This window comes from uncultured Paenibacillus sp. (genome assembly GCF_963515335.1).
GTDB lineage: Bacteria > Bacillota > Bacilli > Paenibacillales > Paenibacillaceae > Paenibacillus_I.
The window spans coordinates 27,852-48,480 of record NZ_CAUPYC010000017.1 but is presented as its reverse complement, the minus strand read 5'-3'; the positions used below and the strand labels follow the sequence as shown (position 1 = coordinate 48,480).

The window sequence follows — 20,629 nt, the reverse complement described above, 5'->3', positions numbered from 1 at the left end:
TAAACGCTTTCACTCATTATACTCCAATAGGTTAGGCATTTTAAGGGTCTGAGTTTGTTTTCATTGTCTTTATTTTAGATAATAATCACCTAACACGTTCGCGAAACTCCTTGGGTGTACAGCCCACCACTCGCTTGAACACCTTGTTGAAATACGCGGGATCGGAGTAGCCGACCTTTTCTCCGACCTCATACGTCTTCCATCCCTGCTGTTCGCGAAGCAGCGCCTTTGCCCGCTCCATTCGCACGGCAATCATATAATCCGTAATCGTCTTACCGGTTTCGGTCCTGAACAATTTGCTCAGGTAGCTTGGCGTAAGAAACACTTCCTCGGCCAGCGTGTTCAGCTCTATTTCCTCGGCATAATGCTTATGAATGTAAGACTTAACGGTATCGATGACGCGGCTTTCCTGCTTTTCGTCCCGAATGCTCAGGATCATCAGGTCCACAGCGGTCATAAAGGACTCGACGAAGGATTCCTTATCCGGGTATTGCCCAGGGTCGAGTTCCGCCGAGTCGACGCCCGCCGGACTGTGGCTCCGCAGATAAGCGATGACCGTTCCGCAACCGTTTCGGAGTTCCGGCCAAGGCGGCCTTTGTTGCACGAAGTCATCCAACCAATGCCTGACGGAAATGGACACTCGGGTAAAGTCCTGCAGAAGCAGAGCCTCCCCCGCCTCCCGGTCAAGCGCGACAAGGGATTGGGCGGCATTCCTCCTGTACCCTTCCTTCGGCAGACGACCGTAAAGCTCAAGCAGTCGTTTTCCGTCGGCATACCAGGCCTTCTGCACCGCCGCGACCGCTTGCCGGTATGCCTCGCGCAGCCGGATCGGCATCCGGTGTACCTCTCCGGCACCCACTCTGCCCCTGAATGAAGACGGCAGCCGATGGAGAAGAGTTTGCCCGAGCTCGCTTACCGTCCGGGCATGATCATGTTCGCCTATGGTTACTATCACGGCCACTTCCCGATCGCTGAGCGGTTCGGCCGTCCACTCACGTTGCCAGACACCCGCTGCGAATCGGATATCCCGGAGCAAATCGGAAGAGGAGCCGTGCACTGCGAATACGGCAAAATGATCCTGAAACAAATGCGTTTGTTCCAGAACACGGCAGGCATCTTCCTGGAGCTGACGGGGCAGGTTATCCGGATCATTGAACAACAGCAGCCGCAATTGGTCTTCCTGTCTAATCTCTCCGCCGAGGGACTCCCTTTCCAGTTCCTGCATGACTTTCAGAAGCAAACGTCCCAGTTCGCCGGTATCCACCGGTTTCAGTAAATAGTCCTCCACGCCCAAACGCAAAGCCTGCCGGGCAAAAGAAAAGTCGTCAAAGCCGCTAAGCACCGCTATCCTAAGCTTCGGCCGAAGCTTCTGAAGCTTGCCGACAAGTTCAAGTCCGCTCATGTTCGGCATTTTGATGTCGGTGATGAGCAAATCCGCTTCCATGGAATCCAGATCATCCAGGAGCTCATTTGCGCCGGAATAAACGGCAGTCACTTGATAGTCTTTGCCGGCCTGCGAAATCAGCTTCGCAAGTCCAAGCCGGATTCTTTCCTCATCGTCCACCAGCACAATTTTAAGCATCCGGACCTTCTCCTTCCTCCGTAACTGCCGGAAACCGCACGGTAACCAATGTTCCCTCGCCGGGACTGCTTGCGATCGCAATCCCGTACGTCGGCCCAAACAGTAATTTCAACCTTTCATTCACATTCCTGAGCCCGATCCCTCGGTTGCCGGACGCCGGGACGTCCTGCAGCAACCGGTGCCGAAGCCGTTGCAGGGTTGCCGGATTCATGCCGGCTCCGTTATCCCGGACAGTGAACACATGATCCTTGCCTTCGAACCGGTACGATATTACAATTTCCATGGTCGATTTGGAATGATCCAATCCGTGATAAACGGCATTTTCAACAATCGGCTGAAACAGCAGCTTCATGATGGGCATGTCCAGGTCGACCGAATCATCCGGCAGCTTGAGTATGAATTTATTGCCATAGCGGTAGTTGAGCAGCTCGACATACATGCTCAAATGCTCGAATTCCTTGGCAAGGGGCACGGTCTCCATGCCCGTTCCGATTCCGTACCGCAGAAGCTTGCCCAACAGTTGAGTCATGGAACTCACTTCATGATCGTCGTTCATAACGGCTGTCATGCGAATGGCCTCAAGCGTGTTATAAATAAAATGCGGATTGATCTGGCTCTGCAAAGCCTCCAGCTCCGCTTCTTTCTTGCGCTGGCCGGCCAAATAAACGTCCTCGATCAGCGACTTCACCCGGTCGATCATCCGGTTGAACGCGTTGCCGACCAACCCTGCCTCATCTCTCCTTTTCACCGTAAAGGTGACGTCCAGATTGCCCGTTTGCACTGCTTTCATCGCGCGCACCAGCGAGCGGAGAGGCCGGGTCAGCGTGAACGTCAGCACCAGAGAAATCAGAAGGGCAAATACGATGACGCCAAGCGACATCAGCAGCGTAAAATTCCTGTTGCGGTAGGCCTCTTGCACCAACTGCTTATGGGGAATGATCGTCAGCACTTTCCATCCTGTATTGTTCGATCGCTTGTAAATGGTCAAAACAGGCTGCCCGTCCACGACAGCACGGAAACTTCCCTCCGAACCTGTCGCGCGTCTGAGCAGCTCGCTTCTGCCGATGTTTTGGGTCAAAAATTTCTTTTCGCTGTCAAAAACAACCCGTCCCGCATTATCGATGATCAGCGTTGTACCTTGGGTCACCCGGTCCAAATCCCTGACGATGTTCTCGATGACTCCGATATTGGCATCAACCGCGATCAACCCCAGCGATTCATAGGTCGTATCGATAATCTCCCGCACCACCGTGAATACATAGCGCTTGGAGGATTGGCCGGCAACCTCTTGCGTACTGAGCAGTACGGCGGTTCCACCAGCTTCGTAGGCCGCGTTCTGCCACGTTTCGTAGATCGAATCCAGGTCTCCCCGCACGCTTTGGTTTTTAAGCACATAATAGGAATGTCCGTAACGGTCGAATAAATAAACCGTATTGGTCCCTTCTTTAATATTGTTCATAAAATAGATGCTGCCTTCGACCTGGGAGCGAATCTTCAGGCGCATGAATTCTTCACCGGTCAGAATCCCGTCTTCCGTTCCTTCCGCGTCTTTCTGCAGAGGGCGGCTTTCGTAGAAACGGTTCGACATCCGGAGTCCTTCTTTAATCGGATCTAGATAGGAGGGAATAATCGATATTTTCTTCATATCTTGCATATAATCGTCAAGCTTGCTGATCATTTTATCAGACACCTGGGACATATAGGACACGGTATTTTGCTCAATGGAGGCGGTGTAACGCTGCGCCGAGAAATATCCGAGAGCCCCGATCGGCAGAATGATCAGGAACAGAAACACCACGAACAACCTTCGTTCCATCCGTTCGGCGAACCAATCCGTTATCCGTTGAAGCGTGCGAAGAACGAACCGCATCGGTATATCCCCTTTCTCTAGACTTTTAGCTAAAAAATATATTAATATAATAACATATAAAATAGTTTGGCTAACATAATGCCCTTCACATTGTTGTCGTTGTCCGGCAAGGCCTGATTTGTCACTCCCATTTGAAAGGAAGATATCATGGTAAACATTAAAGGAAGATGGGCTCTTATTACAGGCGCCAGCCGAGGCGTAGGTTATCAGACTGCCCTTTTTATGGCCGAACGAGGGTGCAATCTCCTTCTGCACAGCAGGCATCCGGAACATACAAAACAAATAGAGAAAGAAGTAAAGGCACTTGGCGTCGAAGCGCACAGTGTCCATGCAGAGCTTGCCGACCATGAAGAGGTGGTACGCATGCTGGACGAAATTGAAGCTAAGGGAATACCCGTAGACATCATTTTTAACAATGCGGCCGTACAAATTGCCTACCGAAAGGATTACTGGCAAACGCCGATTGAGGACTTTGAAATGAGCTTTCGGATCAACTTTATTTCCATCATTACGATTTGTAACCGTTTGATTCCCAAAATGCTTGAACGGGGTTTTGGAAGAGTGATCAATACGACAAGTGGAATTAAGAATGAACCGGAGCAGGCAGGATATTCCGCCAGTAAAGCGGCCCTTGATAAATTTACAAAAGATTTGGCATCCAAGCTCGACGGAACCGATGTGATGATCAATTTAACGGATCCGGGCTGGTGCCGAACCGAATTAGGCGGCCCGCAGGCACCTAATGCGGTAGAAAGCGTGATTCCCGGAATAGCTGTCGGCGCCTTTGTAGATGATAAGAGGAGCGGACGATTTTTCCATGCACAGAAATTCACCGGCATGTCTTTGGAAGAAGCGGTTGCAAAAGCGGAAACGATGGAAGCTTCTCCTTATGTAATTTAGGCTTGCTCTTTGTCGCCATGCACACAAAAAGCTGACTCCGGTTGAAAAAAAACCAGAGCCAGCTTTCTCTTAATCGACTGCTTCTTCGCCTTATAAAACTTCTCGTTCAGCCTTCCTCGTTGCTCATAAGGTTCGTCAAGGCGCCCAGTTTCTCGATTTCGACGGTTACGACATCTCCGTCCTTCAAATAGACCTGACGCTCCGTAGGGTAACCCATGATCACGCCTTCCGGAGTACCGGTAAGAATCACATCGCCCGGTTCGAGCGTCATGTGCTGCGACAAGTAGCTGATGATTTCGTCGCAAGCAAAGATCATGTCCGAAGTATTCGAGTCTTGGCGGACTTCTCCGTTGACGATGCATCGGATGCGCAGATCGTTCGGGTTTCCGACTTCATCCGCCGTAACCAGGTACGGGCCGAGCGGGGCAAACCCGTCGCAGCATTTGCCCAGTGCCCATTGCGAAGTGCGCATTTGCAGGTCTCTGGCGGATAGGTCGTTGGCGCTGCAGTATCCGAAGACATGTTCCAAAGCCCGCTCTTTGGGAACGTATTTGGTCTGTCGGCCGATCACGATCGCCAGTTCGGCTTCGTAGTCGACTTTATCGCTCGTTCGGGGCAAGAAAACCGGATCCCGGTGAGCGCTCAGCGCGTTGTTGAACTTGTGGAAGACGACCGGATGCGCCGGAATCGGCGAATTCGTCTCTTCCGCATGACGGCGGTAATTGAGCCCGATGCAAATGATTTTGTTCGGCCGCGTTATGCAAGGGGCCCATTTCAGGTCTTTCTCGCTTAACATGACGCCCTGCGTCTCGCCGGACGATACCCCCGCCTCCGCCAGACGGCGCAGCGTTTCCATCGCGCCTGCACCACCGTTTATGACTTCCAGCGCGTCTTTGGGTACCGAGCCGAGGGCGCCATACTTCAAGGCAGCGGCTTCAACGTCCAGCACGCCTGCTTCCGTCAGCACGCCGAGCCTGGTTTGCCCATCAAGTATAAAATGAAGTATTTTCATTCCATCAATCTCCTTCCTCCGTAATGCCGGTTACGCTCCCGTCTTTATCGACGGACGATACCCCCTTCACTCCTTCGTATACGGTCGCCGTGACCTCGCAAGCCAGGGACGCGCCCGGAGCCAGAGAGGCGTGAGTCCCTTGGCGCCTGCCTTCGTTCACGCTGACCGGATAACCGGAGCAAGGCTCCAGTATCACGGTGTTCAAGCCACGCCAGCCGCCATAAGAGGCGAACAGCCAGCAATGGGGGAGCTGAGACTTGTCGTAGGAGAGTGCAAAACCGACTTCTTCCTTGGTATGGGTGATCGCGCACCAGCCTTCCCTCGTGTCGGACGCGTATTGGAATTCGCTGGCGCCCGCAGAAGCGGGCAACGCGCGGCGCATGTCGTGGCGGTTCCCCTGTTCGTCACTCGCATACGGCCATAAGTACGTTACTCCGCCCTTTCCGGTGCGCGGCGAACCGAACTCCTCCACGTAAACCTTCGAGGCAGGCAAATCAATGCGGGTATCCCTATCGACTTCCATTGCCGTGTGAAGCTTCCACAAATAAGGCAGTTCCTTGTTGCCGTTATTCACGATGCGGTGCCGAAACCGAATCTTCGGCTCTCCGGCCCGCAGAGTGACCGTTTTCTCGATCCGGCTGTTGCTGATCGGCGTCTCCGTCCACAATTTGACGACGGCCTCATCCGGCTCCGACTTCTCGACCGCAAACTGCCAAGGAAGCGTCCATATCTCTCCATGATCCGGATACGCCTCTCCCGCCAACGTCTCCGGTATGTCGTTCGGAAACAATTCGTCCCAGCCGCCGAAAAATTGATCGTCATACACGGCATGAAACGGCAGCTGCCTCGGCTTCAAACGCGGGTTCTGCCAGAGCAGGTCTTTGCCTCGCGGCTTGTAGGTAATCTGCCAAATTTTCGCGCCCAAATCCGGCATGATCACGATCTTGAGCAAATCATTCTCCATGATGAGAGTCCGAATGTCCCGGAAACTCCAATCCGTATCAACCCGCACGTTCATAAGAGCTCCTCCCTCGGTCAATGTTCGGTAATCGATGCGAGCAGATCTTCACGCAGCGGTGTAAAAATCTCCAGGACAAGGGAATCTTCCAACGCTTCCACCGAGTGGACCGCGCCGCCCGGAACATAAAGTTGCTCCCCGGCTCCGATCTCGTATACGATGCCGTTGACCGTCAGGGCCAAACGGCCGCCGACCACGTGTGTAATCTGCTCATGCGGATGCGAGTGGGCGGCTCCGGACGCGCCGGCTTGGAACTCGATCGCCATGCTCATGATACTCTGTCCCGGCGGGAAAATTTTGCGGCGAATCCCTTCGCCGGCTTGCCGCCAAACCCCGTATTCAATCAAGGCCGAGCACCCCCGGGTTTCAGCAGCACCTTTGAAACGTTTCCCGGCTGGCGGATCAGCTTGTCGAACCACGCCGAGCCTTCCTCAAGCGGAACTTCCACTACGCCTTCCGGCAACCCGATCCGGTTCCCGGCCAGCCAGCGGAGGGCGGTACGGAAGTTCAACTCGGAGTAGGCGAACGAGCCGGTCAGCCGTACTTCGCTTCGGATGATCAGGTTCACCGGCAGCGACGATTCTTCCTCGTGCAGGCCAGTCAAAACGACGCGGCCTCCCGCGGTGCAAGCCGACACACAGTGACGGCGGGTAATTTCCGCGCCTACCGCGTCCACCGCGACGTCCGCCCCGCGTCCGCCGGTGAGCGACCGGACGGCTTCCAGCGGATCGCCGTCCGCGGGACAAAGCGTTCGGGAAGCGCCGAGGCGGCCGGCCAAAGCCAGCCTGTCGCGGTTCATGTCCACCGTAATAATGGTACGCACACCGTACTGCCGGAGCGCCTGAAGCGTCAGCAGGCCGATCGGACCCATTCCGAATATCACCGCCGAATGAGACGGTTTCGCATCCGCGAGCTCGGCCGCGCGCACGGCGCAGGCCGCCGGCTCGGTCAGCGCGGCATCGCGGAGCGACAGCCCGTCCGGGACTTTGTGCACGAAAGAGGCCGGAATCTTGACGTACTCCGCGTTGCTTCCCGGAAGCGAGGCGGACAGCAATTGACGTTCAGGGCACAATTGCTGACGCCCGCTCAAGCATTTTTCGCATCGGCCGCAGGTGACCAGCGGATTGGCTGTCACGAGATCCCCGACGGCCCACTCTCCTGACGATTCCGTCCGGCTTCCCATGGCGGCAACCGTGCCGGAAAACTCATGCCCGAATATCATCGGAGGCTTTCGCAGTGCATTTTTGCCCAGAAATCCGCTCAACTCGGATCCGCAAATTCCCGAATACGCCACGCGGATCAAAATTTCATCCTCTCCGGGAACGGGCGTGTCGATCCGGCGGACGTTCATAACCGACGGACCTTCATAAACAAGAGCTTTCAACATCGCCGCCTCCTTAGAACGTGATCGATAAACCTCCGTCGACCGCCACCACCGCCCCGCACATGTAGGATGCGTCTTCGGAAGCCAGAAAAGCGATCACTCCTGCCGCTTCCTCCGGCTGCCCCGACCTCTGCTGGGGAATTTTCTTCCGGGCGACGTATATGTCGCGAAACCAGTCCGTCTCATGCTCCTTGACCCCGTCCACTACCGACATCGGCGTATCGATAAAGCCGAGCGCGACGGAGTTGATTCGGATCCCCCGGTCGATCAACTCCAGCGCGGTATTGCGGGTCAATTGATCCAATGCGCCCTTCGCGGCATTGTAATGCGAAGATTCCTCCAGCGCCCGGGTGGAGTTGATCGACGACACGTTGACGATGCGTCCCTGGACGCCTTCTTTGATCATCCGGCGCGCAGCCTCTTTTGTGCATAAATAAGCGCCGCTCACGATCACGTCGAATACCCGGCGCCAATCCTCCCAAGAAGTATCCATAAACCTTCCCGGAGTGAAAATCGCCGCATTGTTGATGAGAATATCGATCCGGTCATAAAGCCGAACCGCCTGATCCATCAGATCCCGCACCTGATTCGCGTCGGCAACGTCCGCCCGCACGAACGCCGCTTCCAGACCGGATGCGCGCAGCCGCTCCACCGCCTCGGAACCGGTATCGGCCCGTCGTCCGCCGATGACGACGCGGGCTCCCTCGCTCGCCAGCCGATGGGCGGTCGAGAAACCTACGCCCGTCGCGCCTCCCGTGATAACGGCGGTTTTCCCTTCAAATCTCCGCAATCCCTGTTCCATCCGTATCATCCCACCCAGCCTTTCGTTTCGGTCATCGAACCCGATATTGCTCAATGATTGCTTCGTTCACCGTAATCCCAAGCCCCGGACGATCCGGGACATGCACATAGCCGTCCTTGAACTCAATCGGCTCCTGTACGAGGTCCCGCGCGAGCGGAGAGGCGGAAACCGTATGCTCGATCAGGAACCCGTCCGGAATGGAGGCCGCGAAATGGGTGCTCGCCGCCACCAGGACGCCGGTCTTGAAGGCATGGGGCACCACTTTCTTGTGCCTCTCGCGTGCCAATTGCGCGATCCTGCGACCCTCCGTCAAGCCGCCGCAGCGGCCGAGATCGGGCTGGATGATGTCCAGATGCCCTTCGTCGAGCAGTCTGCGGAACGCCATACAACCGCTCTCCTGTTCCCCTCCGGCGATATACAGTCCGGTTCGGCCGGACAACTCGCGGTAACCGGAGAGGTTATCGGGATGAAGCGGCTCCTCCAGCCAGAACACCCCGTACTTTTCGTACACCTCCGCCATTCGAAGCGCGCCTTTCAAGTCCCACGCCAAGCCGCCGTCGATCATCACATCGATGTCCGGGCCGACCGTCTCCCGGATCACCCGGATTTGCTCCTCGTCGAACCTGGCGTTCCGGCCGATCGGCCCCCACCCGAACTTCATCGCCTTGTAGCCCTGCGCGGCGTAGCGCTCCGCAAGCGCCGCGGCTTCGGATATCGTATCGGGCATAAGCGAGCTTGCGTAAGCTTTCAACCGCTTGCGGTATGTTCCGCCCATCGCTTCGGACACAGGTATCCCGACATGCTGCCCGATGATATCCCATAGCGCCATGTCGATGCCGCTGATGGCATGAACAGCGGGACCGGAACGGCCGAAATAGATCGTGCCGTTGTACATCTTTTGCCAGAGTCTCTCCACTTCCATCGGGTTCTCGCCGATCAACAGGCTGCGCAATCCGGTCGCGATGGAATGGGAGGCGGGAGCTTCCACCGCAGCCTTGGCTACGAGCGGCACCGAATCGACTTCGCCGACGCCGGTAATCCCTGCGTCCGTATGGATCCGGATCAGCAGTGTGTCTTGGGTGCCGTCGCACCTGTTCGCATCCAGATCGGGAATCTTGAGGTAAATGGCTTCGATTTCAGTAATTTTCATACGGCTTCTCTCCTCTAAACCGGTCTTGTCCCGGTGACTTCAATCTTCCGGAGCAGCAGCAATTCCGATGCTTCTTCCTCCAATCCGGAGAACGCGATTCCTTCCTCCAGAAGCGAGCGTCCGCTCTTCCGGAAGACGCGTCCGCTGTCCACCGAGCGGATTTCGTAGTCGGAGGAAGCATCCAGACCAAGCATCGGAATCGTCCGTTGCGCTTCCGCGCCCGCTAGCCGGAATACACACAGCAACGCTTCTTCGGCACCCCCCATGACGTACAGATAAGCGTTCCACGAGTCGCCCGTGCCGCCGCGCAGCGTTTGCCCGGTTAAGCGGTGCATGTCGCCGGATCCGACGAACCGTCTTGCTGTCCCTTTAAAAAAATCGATCAACTCGCGCAAGCGGATTTTCGACCATTCCGGAAGCTCGGGCAGCCGGTACGAGCAGCCGAACCCGTTCAGCATATTGGCGCGGATGATGTGGTCGAATTTGTGAAGCGGCATGTCCGGCTTGATCGGATCCTTGTCCACGTTGCTGTCGTAATGGACGATGTTCTGCGACCATGAGAAATGAAAGCAGGCCGAAGGATGAAGCATCAGGGAAGCGCCCCAGAAAAGCTGCAAATGATGGCGGGTAAAGTCCGGATCGCTCAGAAACGCTCCGTGCGTATGCCGGGCCAAACCGAGATCGATACGAAGACCGCCGGAAGAGCAATTCTCCAGGTAGACGTCCGGATGCTTCTCCCGAACCCTCTCAAGCAATTCGTAGTAACCCCGGTAGTGCTCGTACAGTCCGTCGCCGTCCGCGTGACCGTGGTCCGTCCGGTTGCATCCGGCCTGCGGATCGAGATTGAAATCCAGCTTGATCCAATCGGCTTTATATTCTTCGATCAAGCGTTCCAGAACGTCGAACGCCCAATCGCGGGCGTCCGGATTGCCGAGACAAACGTAGCCGAGATGCTTCCCGTCCCGAAGCGCGGGCAGATCCGGACGCCGGGAAGCCGCCTCGGATTTGATCCCCAGAGCTTCGATTTCGCACCATAGTCCGAACTTCAATCCTTTGGCGTGCACGTAATCCGACAAGGCCGCGATTCCCGAAGGGAAACGGATCGTGTTGATCTTGTGCCAGTCTCCGCGCTTCAAGTACCAATCCACATCTTCGCTCCAGCCCAAGTGGTCGTTGCAGTGCGGATCCGGCTCGCCGAACCAGCCGGCATCCAGCGTGCACACCTCGATCCCAAGCTCCGCCGCCTCGTCGACGTTTTTCTTGAAAACATCCTCGTTGATCGCCGAATCCTCGTAAGGCCACCAATGGTTCCAGGTAACGGGCACGCTTCGGGATATCGCGTTTTCGGGGTACCAGAAACGTTTGCCCCACCGGCCGAACTCCACCGAGATCCTGTCAAGCCCGCCGTCCGCCAGCTCCGCGTACACGACAGGAACGCTTTCCAGCGTCTCTCCCGGGCCTAGAATCTTGGCAAACTGCCAATCGCTTATGCCGCCGCTGACCCGGTAAACCCCGCCGTCCTGCGGCTCAAAGCGGAAAATCCAGTTGCCGGACCAAGCGACAGCCGCACCCAGCATGCCGCCGTCGCCGGCACGCAATGTGAACCAAGGGTGCATGCCTTTGGATGAACGGCCGGCCGTCGATTCCAGCACCTTCGTTCCTGTCAGCGGCATGGACTTCGGCGTGTATTCCAGCCCGTTCGTCGATTTGAAATAATCCAGCATATATTCCATTTTCGGAAGCACGCCATGAAACGGATCAATCCTCGTGATCCGGATATTGCGTTCCGTGCGGTTGATCGCGCAAACCCGCCGCAAGATGACGGCGGATTCCGGATAGGTGACCGTAATGGAGTCCACATCCACGATCCCGTCGTGCGACACATAGGTTTCGATTTGGGCCGTCGAACCGTCCGCTTGCGGAACTACCGTTGTTTTCTTCCGGTTAAAGCCTTCTCCTTCCGATCGGCAAAAGCCGTCGTACGTAACGACGAATCCATTCATATCTTCGTGCACTCCCAATCCATGCCGTAATAGACTCTCTTTCCGTTATTCCTTCACCGAGCCGAGCGTAATGCCCGTGACGAAGTACCGTTGCAGGAACGGGTACACGAGCAGAATCGGCACAAGACTAACCAGGATTTTCGCCGAATTGACGGTACGGTCCGACAGCTTGGCCAACTGTTCAATTTGATCGGGCGTCAAATTGGTCCGGGGCTGCGAAGCCTGCACAATAATCTGATTCAGGTAAGTCTGAAGCGGGTACTTCTCGGGACTGTTCATCAGCAGCATGCCGTCAAAAAACGCGTTCCAATGGCCGACAAGGCTGAACAACGTGACCGTCGCGATCGAGGGCAGCGACAGCGGGACGTACAAAGCAACCATCCGATACCAGGGTCCCGCGCCGTCGATCAAGGCCGCTTCGTCCAGTTCCTTGGGCAGGCTCTTGAAAAAGTTCATCAGCACGATCACGTTAAATACGGGTACGGCGGTGGGAAGCACCAGAGCGGCCATCGTGTCCAGCATCTGGAGGTCGCGAATCGTCAGATAAAACGGAATCATCCCGCCGCTGAAAATCATCGTAAACACGAGCATCCACATGTAAACGTTGCGCGACCTGAATTCGGACGTCGGACGGGACAAGGCATAAGCCGTCACAATGGTGAGAACGAATTGAAGGCCGCCTCCAAGCAGCACCCGTTGAACCGATACCCAGAAAGCCCGGAAGAAGGCTTGGTCGGACATCACGGCGTCATAGGCGACGAGCGTAAAATCAATCGGGTAAAACGTGACCGCCCCGCCCGATACGGCGGTCTTGTCGCTGAACGAAACGGCCAGGATATGAATGAGCGGCAGCAATGTGCTCAGGGCGAGAAGGGACAGAACGGCCAGAATGGCGCTGTCTACAACGCGGTCGGATATCCGGTAATTTTTGACCATAGCCGCTCCCTCCTTAGAAAATTCGGTAATTGGCAAACTTGGACGCCAGGAAATAGGAGATGGTAATCAGGATAAAGCTTACGGCCGATTTCATCAGACCGACAGCCGTCCCGAGCTCATATTGGAACTCCCGAAGTCCGGCGCGGTACACGTAGGTGTCGATAATGTCGCCCGACTCGTAGACCATCGGGTTGTACAGATTCAGGATCTGTTCGAAGCCTGCGTTGAGCACGTTCTGCAGGTCCAAAGTCAGCAGCAGAATGATCGTGGCCGCAATGCCGGGCAGGCTGATATGAAGCAGTCTCTGGAACCGTCCGGCGCCGTCCATGGCGGCCGCTTCGTATAAGCTGGGGTTGATGCCCGTCAGAGCGGCCAAATAAACGATGGCGGAGAAGCCGAACTCCTGCCAGACATGCGTCCCGACCATCACGCCCTGGAACCAATCGTTGCTGCCCAGGAAGAAAATCGGGGGAATGCCGATCGCCTGCAGCGCCATGTTCACAATGCCGTCAAGCGACAGAATGTTGATGACGATGCCGCCCAGCAGAACCCACGATATGAAATGGGGGAGATAAACGATCGTCTGAACGCTTTTCTTAAAGAACATCTTTTTCACTTCGTTCAGCAGCAGGGCGAAAACTATCGCGAACATTTGCGTGAAGACAATTTTCATGACCGCGATCGATATCGTATTGTAAAAAATCTGTTTGATGTCCGGAAGCATAAACATGTATTCAAAATTGTCCCATCCGACAAACGGGGATTGCCATATTCCCCGTCCGGGCTTGAAGTCCTGGAACGCGATCATTAATCCGAACAGCGGATAAATGCTGAACAGGCCCAGGATCACAACGGCGGGAATCATCATGATGTGGTAGTGGATCGCCAGCTTGTTCTTCATCCTCAAACCTTCTTTCGACGCGGCGGGATAAGGAAAGCGCAGCGCATCACCGCGCAGCGCTTTCCGTCCGTTGCCCTGTATTCGTGACGTTTGGCTTTACTTCAACGCTTCATTGACTTCTTCCGTTATCTGGTCGCCGCCGAGCTTTTTCCACTGGGAGACGAACTCATCGAAATAGTCGAGCGGCATCTCGCCGGTAATGATCTTGATGAACGAGTCGATTTCGAGCTTGTCGAGGTTCGTCATCTTCTGTTCCATCGTTCGCGTCACACCGTAGAACTCGCTGTACAAAGGCTGGGTATTGTTTTCGATAATCGGGGCGACGCCATAAATCCGGGAAATCGGTTCACCGTAGACATCCGGGTTTTGGCGCAACCAGTCCACGCCTTTCTTCCAGTACTCGCCCTGGGTGCGGTAGTTTTGCAGCGTCGCCTCCCCGACCTTCGGCAGCTCTTCACCCTTCGAAGCGGCGAGAATGCCGTTGTGGTCGAGGATTACGGAATCCGCACGCCACAGTGCCATCGGCACCGGCAGCGTTTGCCAGTTCGGCAGCGGAAGCCCTTGGTAAGGATCGCCGCCCACCACGCTCGGATCGTCCAATTGCACTTGGTAGCCGTAGTTGATCATTTTGATCATCGCTTCCGGATATTTGAAGCCTTTTTTGACGACCGCGATGGCACCGACCGGCATCTCCTGCTTGGAGACCGATTTGCCGTCTGTATCCAGCAAGGTGTATGCCCGCCAATCCGCCGTGGGGTCGTTGCGGATGGCGTCATTAAGCGGACTCCAGCCGGCCCACCAAGGTCCGAAGAAAGCGCCGGCTTTATTGGAGATGACTTTCTCCGCCGCTTGTTCAAACTTCAAGATGGCGAAGTCCTTCGGAATTAAGCCCGCCTTATACATTTCGTTCAGCTTGGCCAGCGCGTCCTTCGTCTGCGGCTGCACCGAACCGTATTGGACAGTGCCGTCTGCCGCTTTAACCCATGTTCCCGTATACGACTTGTACGCGTCGAAAATGGCGTCGTAGCCGAACATGGCGGGGGTGGCCTTCTCAAAGTCCGCAACGCCGGGAAGACCGATCGTATCGTTCTTGTTGTTGCCGTCCGGATCTTTCTCCACGAAGGCCTTGAGGATCGCCACCAAGTCATCGGCCGTCTTGGGAGGCTGCAGCCCGAGTTTGTCCAGCCAGTCCTTCCGAAGCCAGAGCAGCGGGTTCGAGTTGTGCAGGGTACCCATCGTCGGGATGCCGTACAGCTTGCCGTCAACGGTCGCCAACTCGAGGGCTTTGCCGTTGTCGGTCTGCAGCACTTCCTTCAGTTGCGGACTGGCAAAGTCGTTGTAGGCTTGCGTCAAATCTTCCAGCATGCCGTTGTCGACCATCTGCACGTACTCTTTGTAACCGACGATCATAACGTCCGTGATATCGTTGCTGGCGATCATGAGATTGCCTTTTTCCCGTCCTGCGGCGTCGCCTTTCACGACGACGGGGAATTTCACCTCAAGGTTGAACCGCTCGTTGATCTCCTTGATGTAGCGATTGTCCGTAATCGTCTCGCCTTCCGGCAAGGCGAGGAACTCAGGGCCGCCTTCGGGTTCTACCTTGAAAATATTGACGGTCGTCTTCTCCGGAAGAGGTCCGAAAGGATCTTTGGCCTCCTGTGAAGCGGTCTCGCTTGTCGAGGGACTTTCGGCCTGGCCGGCCGACGGAGAGCTTTTTTCGGAATTGTCCCCGCCCGAGCACGCGGTCACAACGAGCAGCAAGGCCGACATGACAGGCAGCGAATACTTTCTCCACTTGGATATGCGCATGCGACTAACCCCTTTGCGAGTAATGTTTTTTGAAAACCCTTACACTTTGAATTGTAAAGGAGTGCCCACAGAGGCCGATAGGCATTGGTGCGACCGGTTCGGTCGATTCTTGTAACCGGTTGCGCATACATTATTCACACCTGCCGCGCACCAAAATCGCACAACAGGCCTGCGGCTATTCCACAGAGCCCGCCTTCCGAAAATCGGTCGGCAGTTTTCCGGTATAATCCCGGAAAACCCGGCTGAAATGCCGGTAATCGCTGAAGCCGCATGATTCGGCCACCCGCGTGATCGGCTCGTCCGTGCGCAGGATCATCTCTTTGGCCCGTTCAAGCTTAATGAGACGGACGTACTCGCCGTAGGATTTTCCCGTCACTCTCTTGAAACTTTTGCTGAAATGGCCCCGGCTCATATTGACGGCCTTGGCAATATCGGCCTCGCTCGCTTCGGAGTCGATCGCCGACCGCATCAGCTCGATGGCGCGAAAGACAGTGTCCGCGATATGCCGGGTTGCATTCCTGCCGACCGTTCGCCGGATCTCGTTCCGGAACCCGCGCAGCCAGGACTCCCATTCTCTCCAATAGAGCCAGTCGTCGGCCAGGACGAGAAGCGTCTTCAAGGCACCGGAATCCAGGAGCCGTTCCCATTCCAACGCCGCCGGATAGAGCATGTTCCTCAGTTCCCCCGCATCCATGCCCGCTTCCGCCGTGCGTCGAAGCAGAGACTCGAAGCGGTCGTCGCTATATACCCAATCCGGAGCGTTCCAATCGTTCCGGATGCGCGCGACGGTTTCATCATCGTACGGCTTCGCCTCGGAAATCGCCGTCCATTCCCATACCTGCACCGGATCCGCCGGACGATAGAACAGAACGCGCCTTCGGAACCCTTTGAGCTTGGCGATCGCCGCTTGGCCGTCATCGTTCCCGATTCCGGATATCCGAACGCAAGTCCATGACCCGGTCTCCAGGGCAGCCGAGATTCTCGCCATCAGTCGATTCGCTTCCGCTCCGTTCACTCGAAGCAGCCAAGTCGCGGCATCCACTTCCGCCAGGCGCCCGATCCATCCTTCCCGGTTGTCCAGGCCCAATAGTTCGACCGGCGCGCTCGATCTGGCAGGCCCGCATAGCAGGAGCCCCTCCTGCGCCGGTCCCTCGGACACGTCGCCGGTTGCCGCCCCCCTGCCCGTCTTCTTCCCGCTCTCCAGCTTGCCGGCGATCCGCATTAACGTCTCGTCCACCACTTCGTCCTCGATTTCCGTCTTGACGATATAATCGAGCACTCCCAGCCGCATCGCCTCTTGAATGTATTTGAAATTGTCATGGCAAGTCAGAATGACGACCGGCAAATCCTCGCGAATCTTCCTCGCCCGCTTGATCAGCTCAAGCCCCGACATGCCGTTCATGGCCAGATCGGTGACCAGCAGGTCGATGTCCTCCCGCGCAAGAAGCTCCAGCGCCTTCTCGCCGCCGCCTGCGTCGCAAGCCACCTCGAAGCCGTGCCTCCCCCAAGGAAAGGTTGTGATAATGCCTTGCCTGACAAGCTTCTCATCATCCACAACCAATACTTTATTCATTCCGGACAACCTCCCCTTCGCATTTAATCGAACGGATGTATGCCACGATTCCCTCGATATTCATGGCGCTTTCCCAAGGACGGGCGCGGCAGCAATCCGCCGGGCGGTCATCATCGTAATATTCCGCCCATGCGCCGGTCGGGTCCAGCAGACCCAGCACCTTTTCCAGAAGCTGCTCCTTGATCGGTTCGTTCAGAACCACTGCGTTGTATAGCATAAGTCCGTAATCGTAGCCGAGTGAACGGGTGCCCCCGAGGTCCGAGGGAATCTTCCCGCTGCGGCGGAACCATTCGATCCCGGATTGCATGATGGCCGCCGCTTCCTTCAACGTGAACAAATCGCTGCCGAGATACAACGGGAGAAGGTTGACGGAATTCAGCTCGTACAGCTTGCCGGGATCAATCTCGGGATCCGGCATTGATCTGCCCTTGCACTCCGCGCACAGGTAGTAGCCTTGCGCTTGCAACTCCAGCCAGCGATTCACCAGTCGGCCATCCAGTTTGCCGTGCGCATCGCAAAACCCGAACTGAAATCGCGGCTTGCCTGCGGCTTGCTCTCTCCTCGGCTGGTTGGCGTACAGCACGCCGTCCGGCATGAAATTGCTCTTGAAAAGACCGGCAGCTTTGTCGAGCTGCGCGCGGTAACGCCTTAGCTTAGTGCCGGACCAACGGCCGCGCCGCTCGGCCCAATCGGCCAGTTTGTTGCCTCCCGTTACGAACATCAGGGTGGATTCCGCCGAGCCTTGGAACATCAAATGACGGGGAAAGACGCCGCCCGCGATATAGGTCTCGTCGCTGCTGAATTCGGTCATGCCGCCCTCCAAATGCGGCAATTGCACGGCAAACGCCCAATCCATCATCGGCCACAATTCTTCGAGAACAGACTCATCATTCGTTTGCTCGTAATATTCGAAAGCGCACAGGATCACGTACGCGGGAATCTCCACCTCGTTGTTTCCGCCGCTCAGCCGGACCGAATCATCGCCCATGCCTTCGGCGTTCTGCAGATTGCCGAAGCGCTCCCATTTTCGTTTCCAGAACTGCAAAATCGCTTTCGCTTCACCAGGGTAACCCAATGCCAGGAGCCCGCGAAGAACGCCCGCCATATCCCGCACATACGCCATCGGGCTGTACCGGTGTCCGGCCATCATGCCTCCCGATGAAGATTGCTGGCACTTCACAAGGACGGATACGCTGTCGATCGCCTTCAGCATGGCAGCACGATGCGGATGTTCGCGCGCGATCAGGGCGGCAAAATCCGGGCGGCCGGCGGAAAATCGCCTCCAATATGCCCCGGTTTCCGCCAAAAGCCTTCCGTCGCGCTCGGCCAATACGGCTGCCGTATCCCGCAGCAAGTCAGGAAATCTCGGACCGGCGGCGAACAGGAGCCGACTCCGTCCGCTCCGAACACGCACGCATAAGCTGCCCTCCGCCGCATGCTCGACATCGGCCCGGCCTTGCGTAGTGATGAGCAAGTCAACTTCTTCCGTCACCGGATCGTAGGCCAGGAACGTCGGACCGTTCGTGCAGCTCAAGAGGACCGACGTAACGTCGGGATGAGTTTGGCCGAAATCGTTCCGTATCCCGTTCGCCCGCCGGATACCGGGAGCCGGATCGATTCGAAATCGAAGCTCCGAGCATGCGTCGATTTCCCGGATAAACACATTGCGCGCGGGCAGCATGTAATCGGTCATATGTGCCGCCAGGACGCCTTTCGGACCGTAAATCCGGTGGCTCCATATGGCCGTCCCGTCCTCCCGTTCGGAATCGGATCGGATTTCCGCGCCATCCGTCTCGATTGCCAAACCCAGAAACGGAGGACTGCTATAAGGCGGGCCATACAAATATTCGATGTTAGGTCCTACCCCATAAACAAGCATTTCTCCGTTTCCGATCACGTGACGGCTTCCTTCGTCCATTCCGCCGCCGTTCCAAATTCTCATGCGTTATTCCCCCTCAATTTCAGGAACGGTAAAACGGTAAGTGGTGCCGCCCCCCGATACGCTCTCGATCGACAGCTTGCATCCTTCCCCGTAATGGACTTCCAGCATTTTATTGACATAACTGAGGCCAATGCCGAGCCCGACGTCATTGCGCCCTCCCTCAAGCATGTATTGCCGCTGCTCCTCCGACAATCCCGCTCCGTTGTCCCGGACTTCTACAGCAACGAGATTAGGAGCTTCCTGTTCGATCCGCACGACGATCGTGCCTTCGCCCTCATTTAAGCCGTGGTAAATCGCGTTTTCAACGAGGGGCTGCAAAATAAATCGTGGAATGGCAACGCCCGTCACTCCCTCGTCCACCTCGAAGAGAACCTCAAACTGATAGTCGTTGCGAATGAGCTGAAGGGAAACGTAATCCTTGAGCGCCGACACTTCTCGCTCAACGGTGACGACGGAACCCTCCTTCCCGAGATTGTATCGCAGCAGCCGGGTCAACTCTGCCACCAGTTTGACGATCTTGGCCTGCCCCTCCGCCTTGGCGATCCATTGAACCGTATTCAGCGTATTATACAGAAAATGCGGGTTGATTTGGGATAACAGCTTGTCGACCTCTAACTGTCTCTTATCAAACTCCTTTTGCTTCACTTCCACCAGAAGCGATTGGATCCGCTCTTTCATCAGATGGAATTCCTTCAGAACCTTATCGAATTCCGCTACGTTCGTCCGTTCGGCACCGGTGTCGAACTGGTTGGACGCCAGAAAGCTGATTTCTTTCTTGAATATACGGATCGGAACGTATACGGTGCGCCACACCATATAACCGAGAAGCAAGCTGACCAGCATGAGCCCGATGCCGAGCATCGCCATTCGGAAAGCCCAATTGCGTATCTCCATATTGAAAGCGCTTTTGTTGAACGCGGCCACAAGTCTCCATCCGTAGCGGCTTTCACTCTCGAACACGTAATCATCGGATATGTTTCGAATATCCCCGCGGTACTCGGATCCCCTTGTGAACATATTGGCAAGCTCGCTGTACACCACTCGCCCGCCGTCGTTCACAATCGCGTAGGCAACCGGCATGCCGAGCTGCTCCGTTTTCAGATTTCGCGGCAATGTGGCCGGGCTTGATTCCAGGTAAAGTTTGAGGCTGTAGTCTCCCATTATGTTTACCGGACGTGACAGGGAGATCACCATGTCTTCCGGAGCGCCTGACAAGGACGGATGAGGGCCGTAAAAGGCAAACAGCGTTTGATTGGTCAACAAAGGAAGGCCCTCCAGGCTAAATTCTTTGTTCAAACGGCCATTCGCGAACAGAGTCTCACGGGAATCGGACCGGTAATAGAAATGGAGGCCGGCGGTCGGATTCGTATAGTCGATCAGGTTCAAATAGGTATTGATATTGTCGTAATGGGTTCTCTTGCTGGAATAGCTGTCGGTGGAAAGAAAATTTGCCAGATCGTTCGAAACGATTCCGCCGTAACTGAGCTGGGCGGAAACGGACAACAAATTGTCCATGGCCAAATCGATATCCCGGGACACCTGGTCCAAGGTAAGCTGGATGTTTTTCTCTATCTTGTTATAAAGGATAGAATAAATCGTGTAGTAGGATGCGGCGCTCACCAGTACGAACGTAATCATGGAACTGAGCAGGAAGACGGCCGTCACCCGATTTTTCAAAGAATAGAAAAGCTTATGCTGCCGGATCGACGTCAGAAACGCCGCGCCGAGAGGACCCATCATCTCACCC

General features: G+C 55.9%; 16 protein-coding genes. 1 reads left to right on the top strand and 15 read right to left on the bottom strand.

Going from position 1 to position 20,629, the window contains the following annotated elements:
- Nucleotides 1-85 precede the first annotated feature (85 nt).
- The gene (locus tag RWM61_RS08225) at nucleotides 86-1,582 is read right to left on the bottom strand and encodes a response regulator (RefSeq protein ID WP_313999406.1); all 1,497 of its coding nucleotides are present in this window, start codon (nucleotides 1,580-1,582) and stop codon (nucleotides 86-88) included.
- Nucleotides 1,575-3,452, bottom strand: coding sequence for a sensor histidine kinase (locus RWM61_RS08220; RefSeq protein WP_313999404.1), 1,878 nt, complete (start codon nucleotides 3,450-3,452; stop codon nucleotides 1,575-1,577). Before RWM61_RS08220 ends, RWM61_RS08225 begins: the two co-directional genes overlap by 8 nt.
- A 147-nt stretch (nucleotides 3,453-3,599) precedes the next feature.
- Between RWM61_RS08220 and RWM61_RS08215 the strand changes: the two genes are divergently transcribed.
- Nucleotides 3,600-4,352 (top strand): SDR family oxidoreductase, encoded by a 753-nt coding sequence (locus tag RWM61_RS08215; protein ID WP_313999402.1) that lies wholly within the window; start codon nucleotides 3,600-3,602, stop codon nucleotides 4,350-4,352.
- A gap of 106 nt (nucleotides 4,353-4,458) precedes the next feature.
- On the opposite strand, the gene RWM61_RS08210 is transcribed toward RWM61_RS08215, so the two are convergent.
- From RWM61_RS08210 to RWM61_RS08150, 13 genes are all read right to left on the bottom strand, one after another.
- Entirely contained in the window at nucleotides 4,459-5,364 is a 906-nt protein-coding gene (locus tag RWM61_RS08210; RefSeq protein WP_313999400.1) for a fumarylacetoacetate hydrolase family protein, read from the bottom strand.
- A gap of 4 nt (nucleotides 5,365-5,368) precedes the next feature.
- Nucleotides 5,369-6,382: a DUF4432 family protein gene (locus tag RWM61_RS08205; RefSeq protein WP_313999397.1), complete on the bottom strand. Its 1,014-nt coding sequence runs from the start codon at nucleotides 6,380-6,382 to the stop codon at nucleotides 5,369-5,371.
- A 17-nt stretch (nucleotides 6,383-6,399) separates the two neighbouring features.
- The gene (locus RWM61_RS08200; protein ID WP_313999395.1) at nucleotides 6,400-6,729 is read right to left on the bottom strand and encodes a cupin domain-containing protein; all 330 of its coding nucleotides are present in this window, start codon (nucleotides 6,727-6,729) and stop codon (nucleotides 6,400-6,402) included.
- On the bottom strand, nucleotides 6,726-7,769 hold the full coding sequence (locus RWM61_RS08195) for a galactitol-1-phosphate 5-dehydrogenase (RefSeq protein ID WP_313999393.1): 1,044 nt from the start codon (nucleotides 7,767-7,769) through the stop codon (nucleotides 6,726-6,728). Before RWM61_RS08195 ends, RWM61_RS08200 begins: the two co-directional genes overlap by 4 nt.
- Nucleotides 7,770-7,779: 10 nt before the next feature.
- A complete protein-coding gene (locus RWM61_RS08190; protein WP_313999391.1) occupies nucleotides 7,780-8,568 on the bottom strand; it encodes an SDR family NAD(P)-dependent oxidoreductase in 789 nt (262 codons plus the stop codon).
- A gap of 31 nt (nucleotides 8,569-8,599) precedes the next feature.
- On the bottom strand, nucleotides 8,600-9,718 hold the full coding sequence (locus RWM61_RS08185) for a mandelate racemase/muconate lactonizing enzyme family protein (protein ID WP_313999388.1): 1,119 nt from the start codon (nucleotides 9,716-9,718) through the stop codon (nucleotides 8,600-8,602).
- A gap of 14 nt (nucleotides 9,719-9,732) precedes the next feature.
- Nucleotides 9,733-11,721: an alpha-galactosidase gene (locus RWM61_RS08180; RefSeq protein ID WP_313999386.1), complete on the bottom strand. Its 1,989-nt coding sequence runs from the start codon at nucleotides 11,719-11,721 to the stop codon at nucleotides 9,733-9,735.
- 45 nt (nucleotides 11,722-11,766) lie between these two features.
- Nucleotides 11,767-12,657 carry a carbohydrate ABC transporter permease gene (locus tag RWM61_RS08175; protein WP_313999383.1) on the bottom strand — a complete coding sequence of 297 codons (891 nt, stop codon included), beginning with the start codon at nucleotides 12,655-12,657 and terminating at the stop codon, nucleotides 11,767-11,769.
- A gap of 13 nt (nucleotides 12,658-12,670) precedes the next feature.
- Complete coding sequence (locus RWM61_RS08170) at nucleotides 12,671-13,558, bottom strand: ABC transporter permease subunit (protein ID WP_313999381.1); 888 nt, start codon at nucleotides 13,556-13,558, stop codon at nucleotides 12,671-12,673.
- A 96-nt stretch (nucleotides 13,559-13,654) separates the two neighbouring features.
- The gene (locus tag RWM61_RS08165; RefSeq protein ID WP_313999379.1) at nucleotides 13,655-15,367 is read right to left on the bottom strand and encodes an extracellular solute-binding protein; all 1,713 of its coding nucleotides are present in this window, start codon (nucleotides 15,365-15,367) and stop codon (nucleotides 13,655-13,657) included.
- Nucleotides 15,368-15,542: 175 nt separating this feature from the next.
- Nucleotides 15,543-16,940: a helix-turn-helix domain-containing protein gene (locus RWM61_RS08160; protein WP_313999377.1), complete on the bottom strand. Its 1,398-nt coding sequence runs from the start codon at nucleotides 16,938-16,940 to the stop codon at nucleotides 15,543-15,545.
- Nucleotides 16,933-18,882 (bottom strand): hypothetical protein, encoded by a 1,950-nt coding sequence (locus tag RWM61_RS08155; protein WP_313999375.1) that lies wholly within the window; start codon nucleotides 18,880-18,882, stop codon nucleotides 16,933-16,935. Before RWM61_RS08155 ends, RWM61_RS08160 begins: the two co-directional genes overlap by 8 nt.
- 3 nt (nucleotides 18,883-18,885) lie before the next feature.
- Nucleotides 18,886-20,619, bottom strand: coding sequence for a sensor histidine kinase (locus tag RWM61_RS08150; RefSeq protein ID WP_313999373.1), 1,734 nt, complete (start codon nucleotides 20,617-20,619; stop codon nucleotides 18,886-18,888).
- Nucleotides 20,620-20,629 lie beyond the last annotated feature (10 nt).

Excerpts from the sequence above, each read along its gene's own strand:
- RWM61_RS08225 (WP_313999406.1), bottom strand. The coding sequence starts at position 1,582 with ATGCTTAAAATTGTGCTGGTGGACGATGAGGAAAGAATCCGGCTTGGA.
- RWM61_RS08220 (WP_313999404.1), bottom strand. The coding sequence starts at position 3,452 with ATGCGGTTCGTTCTTCGCACGCTTCAACGGATAACGGATTGGTTCGCC.
- RWM61_RS08215 (WP_313999402.1), top strand. The coding sequence starts at position 3,600 with ATGGTAAACATTAAAGGAAGATGGGCTCTTATTACAGGCGCCAGCCGA.
- RWM61_RS08210 (WP_313999400.1), bottom strand. The coding sequence starts at position 5,364 with ATGAAAATACTTCATTTTATACTTGATGGGCAAACCAGGCTCGGCGTG.
- RWM61_RS08205 (WP_313999397.1), bottom strand. The coding sequence starts at position 6,382 with ATGAACGTGCGGGTTGATACGGATTGGAGTTTCCGGGACATTCGGACT.
- RWM61_RS08195 (WP_313999393.1), bottom strand. The coding sequence starts at position 7,769 with ATGTTGAAAGCTCTTGTTTATGAAGGTCCGTCGGTTATGAACGTCCGC.
- RWM61_RS08190 (WP_313999391.1), bottom strand. The coding sequence starts at position 8,568 with ATGGAACAGGGATTGCGGAGATTTGAAGGGAAAACCGCCGTTATCACG.
- RWM61_RS08185 (WP_313999388.1), bottom strand. The coding sequence starts at position 9,718 with ATGAAAATTACTGAAATCGAAGCCATTTACCTCAAGATTCCCGATCTG.
- RWM61_RS08180 (WP_313999386.1), bottom strand. The coding sequence starts at position 11,721 with ATGAATGGATTCGTCGTTACGTACGACGGCTTTTGCCGATCGGAAGGA.
- RWM61_RS08175 (WP_313999383.1), bottom strand. The coding sequence starts at position 12,657 with ATGGTCAAAAATTACCGGATATCCGACCGCGTTGTAGACAGCGCCATT.
- RWM61_RS08170 (WP_313999381.1), bottom strand. The coding sequence starts at position 13,558 with ATGAAGAACAAGCTGGCGATCCACTACCACATCATGATGATTCCCGCC.
- RWM61_RS08165 (WP_313999379.1), bottom strand. The coding sequence starts at position 15,367 with ATGCGCATATCCAAGTGGAGAAAGTATTCGCTGCCTGTCATGTCGGCC.
- RWM61_RS08160 (WP_313999377.1), bottom strand. The coding sequence starts at position 16,940 with ATGAATAAAGTATTGGTTGTGGATGATGAGAAGCTTGTCAGGCAAGGC.
- RWM61_RS08155 (WP_313999375.1), bottom strand. The coding sequence starts at position 18,882 with ATGAGAATTTGGAACGGCGGCGGAATGGACGAAGGAAGCCGTCACGTG.
- RWM61_RS08150 (WP_313999373.1), bottom strand. The coding sequence starts at position 20,619 with ATGGGTCCTCTCGGCGCGGCGTTTCTGACGTCGATCCGGCAGCATAAG.